The sequence below is a fragment of the Streptomyces sp. NPDC127117 genome, from assembly GCF_042677325.1.
Classification (GTDB): Bacteria; Actinomycetota; Actinomycetes; order Streptomycetales; family Streptomycetaceae; genus Streptomyces.
Genome location: NZ_JBHXTM010000098.1, coordinates 4,869 through 7,432 on the forward strand (window position 1 = coordinate 4,869; position 2,564 = coordinate 7,432).

Below are 2,564 nucleotides of genomic sequence, written 5' to 3' on the forward strand. Positions count from 1 at the left end.
TCGGGGGGGGGTCCACTGGGTGTGGCTGTGGGCCGGGCCGGCGCCGACCCGGGCCGCCCCCACGTCTCAGCGGCGCAGCGGGTTCGTCGCCGGGCTCGCGGCCCGGACCTCCAGGCGCCGGAGCGAATAGCCGAAGGACGACGTGCGCTTGATGCCCTGCATGCGGATGTAGCGGCCCGAGGCGGGAGCGAAGGTGAGTTCGTCCACGCGGGCGCCTGCGGGCTCGTCCCGTACGGCGGCGGCTGTCTTCCAGTTCGTCCCGTCGTCGGAGACCTGGATGTCGTAGTCCTTTCCGGACGCCGTCTCCCAGTCGAGCAGGACGCGGCGGACCGTCTGTACCCGGCCCAGGTCCACCTGGATCCATTCGCCGTCACGGTAGGCACTGGCCCAGCGGCTCGCCGGGTCAGCGTCGGTGGCGTTCTCCGGTCCCAGGCCGGGCACTTCGGACGACGACGCGGTGGCCGGCCGGTGCAGCGCCAGATCCGCTGCGTCGAAGACGCGCATGCTCCACAGCGCGTAGCCGTCCTGTTTGCGGGCGGCTTCGGTGCCGATGAGACGCACGTACCGGGCGGTGACCGGCTCGAAGGTGAGCGTGTCGGATCCCGCGGACGTGCGGCCGGTGCGGTGGGCGACCGTGGTCCAGGCCGTGCCGTCGCCGGACACCTGGATCGCGTAGTCACGGCCGTGTGCGGGCGCCCAGTCCAGGTCGGCCCTGGTGACGATCCGGGGGCGGCCGAGGTCCACGCGGAGCCAGGTGTGATCTCCCGGGCCGCTCTGCCACTTGGTGGTGCTCACCCCGTCGAACGCCGCGTCGGCCGTGCCCGCGGACGCGGACGCCGGCTTGCCCGCACTCAGTTCACCGCTGGCCGGGGTGGCGAGTGTCGTGGCGACCTCGGTGAGCCCCGTTCCCACGCCGAGCTTGCGCACGGTCGACATGAAATCGTTGTACGGGACACCTGAGCCGGCGCCGCTCCACATCTTCTGCGCGAGGACCCCGAAGGTGGGCTCGACCAGCTCGTGCACGTCGAGTTCGGTGTAGCCGGACTTGGTCAGGTCGTTCCACACCGAGGACATGGCGCCGAGGAGTTGGGGGTCCTTCGGTGCGACGCTCTGGCCGTCGGGGAAGACGTTGGGTTCCCAGTTGTCGTAGAGGTACTTACCGTCCAGGCCGTGGCCGTGGTAGTAGCTCGCGAACGGGACGATGTAGAGCAGGGCGTCGTTGGTGTTGATGAACGAGTAGCCGTCCTTCTTGGCGGCCTGCGGGCCGTACCACGAGTTGTTCCAGCTGTTGAGGGTGACGTCGCGGTCGAAGCCCTCGGTGTCGGACGTCATCAGGGACAGGCTGCCCCAGGCGCGCGGATGCTTGCCGAGCGTGCGGATGTGGGCGGCGATCTCGTTGAAGTAGCTCTTGTAGCGGGGCTTGTCCGACCGGTACTCATCGGCGCCGAAGTGCACGTCCGGGCCGCGGAACCACGGCGTGAACTCGTCGAACACCGACTTCATGAACGCGGTGGTCTCCGGCTTGGACAGGTCCAGGTGGTCGGAGTCGCCGTTGTTGAGGCCCAGGGACGGCTTGAACCGGATGAACGCCAGCGAATGGGCGGGGGCGTCGAACTCGGGGACGAGCGTGACGCCGTTGGCGGCGGCGGTGTCCTCGAAGGAGTCCCAGTCGTGCCGGTCGTACGCCCCGTCCTTCGAGGCCAGGCCGGACAGCGCGGGGTTGTCGGTCTTGAGCCGGAAGCCGGCCTGGGCCTCGCTCCAGGGCCGGTCGTCCTTGAACCCGTTGTCGTTGAGGTGGATCTGGAACTCGTTGAGCTTGAACCAGCCCATGAGGCGGATGTAGTCGCGGATGAAGTCCGCGGTGAAGAAGCGCCGCCCGACATCCAGTGTGAAGCCACGCACCTTGTAGTCCGGCCAGTCCACGGCGGTGCCCACGGGGACGGAGTCACGGCCGTCGTCGAGCAGCAGAATCTGCAGGAGCGTACGGGTGCCGTAGTAGACGCCCTTCGCGCTCGGCGCGGTGATCCGCACGTTCTCGCCGGTGACCGTGAAGGTGTAGCCCTCTTCCTCGAACCGGGCGCTGTCCACCGCTCCGGGCAGGGTGGGGTCGACCGAAAGCACGATGTCGCCGCTGTGCGGGTGGCGCGGCGACAGGGTCGGCTTGCGCCCCGTGACCTGCGCGATCTCGTCGGGGAGGGTGGCGAGTTGATCGCGCAGACGGTCGCGGTGCGCTCCGGCGAACACGATGCGGCTGTGCCGGTTCAGCTCGAAGAATCCGGTGCGGCCCTGCCACTTCTGGAGGGCGGGCACCACTGCGGGTTTCGCGTTGACCGGGTCGGGGGCGGCGCTCGCCGGTGTCGCGGGAGCGGCGAGGGCGAGCAGGCAGACCATTGACGCGAGAAGGCACAGCAGCTGACTTGGACGCACTCTCATGTGAAACTCCAAGCGTTCTCGATCGATTCGTTCCTGGAGGTTCGTGCGGGTGACGCGACGGGGAGCAGGTGCCGGCCGTGGCGGGGCCCCCCCCCCGCGCGGGGCCCCGACCGGACCCCGGGCGCCCCCGG

1 protein-coding gene is annotated in these 2,564 nt (G+C 69.6%); it reads right to left on the reverse strand.

What is annotated here, in order from left to right; genetic code table 11:
• Positions 1 to 66 precede the first annotated feature (66 nt).
• The gene (locus ACFVH0_RS39295; RefSeq protein WP_385828227.1) at positions 67 to 2,433 is read right to left on the reverse strand and encodes a discoidin domain-containing protein; all 2,367 of its coding nucleotides are present in this window, start codon (positions 2,431 to 2,433) and stop codon (positions 67 to 69) included.
• Between the last annotated feature and the right edge of the window lie 131 nt (positions 2,434 to 2,564).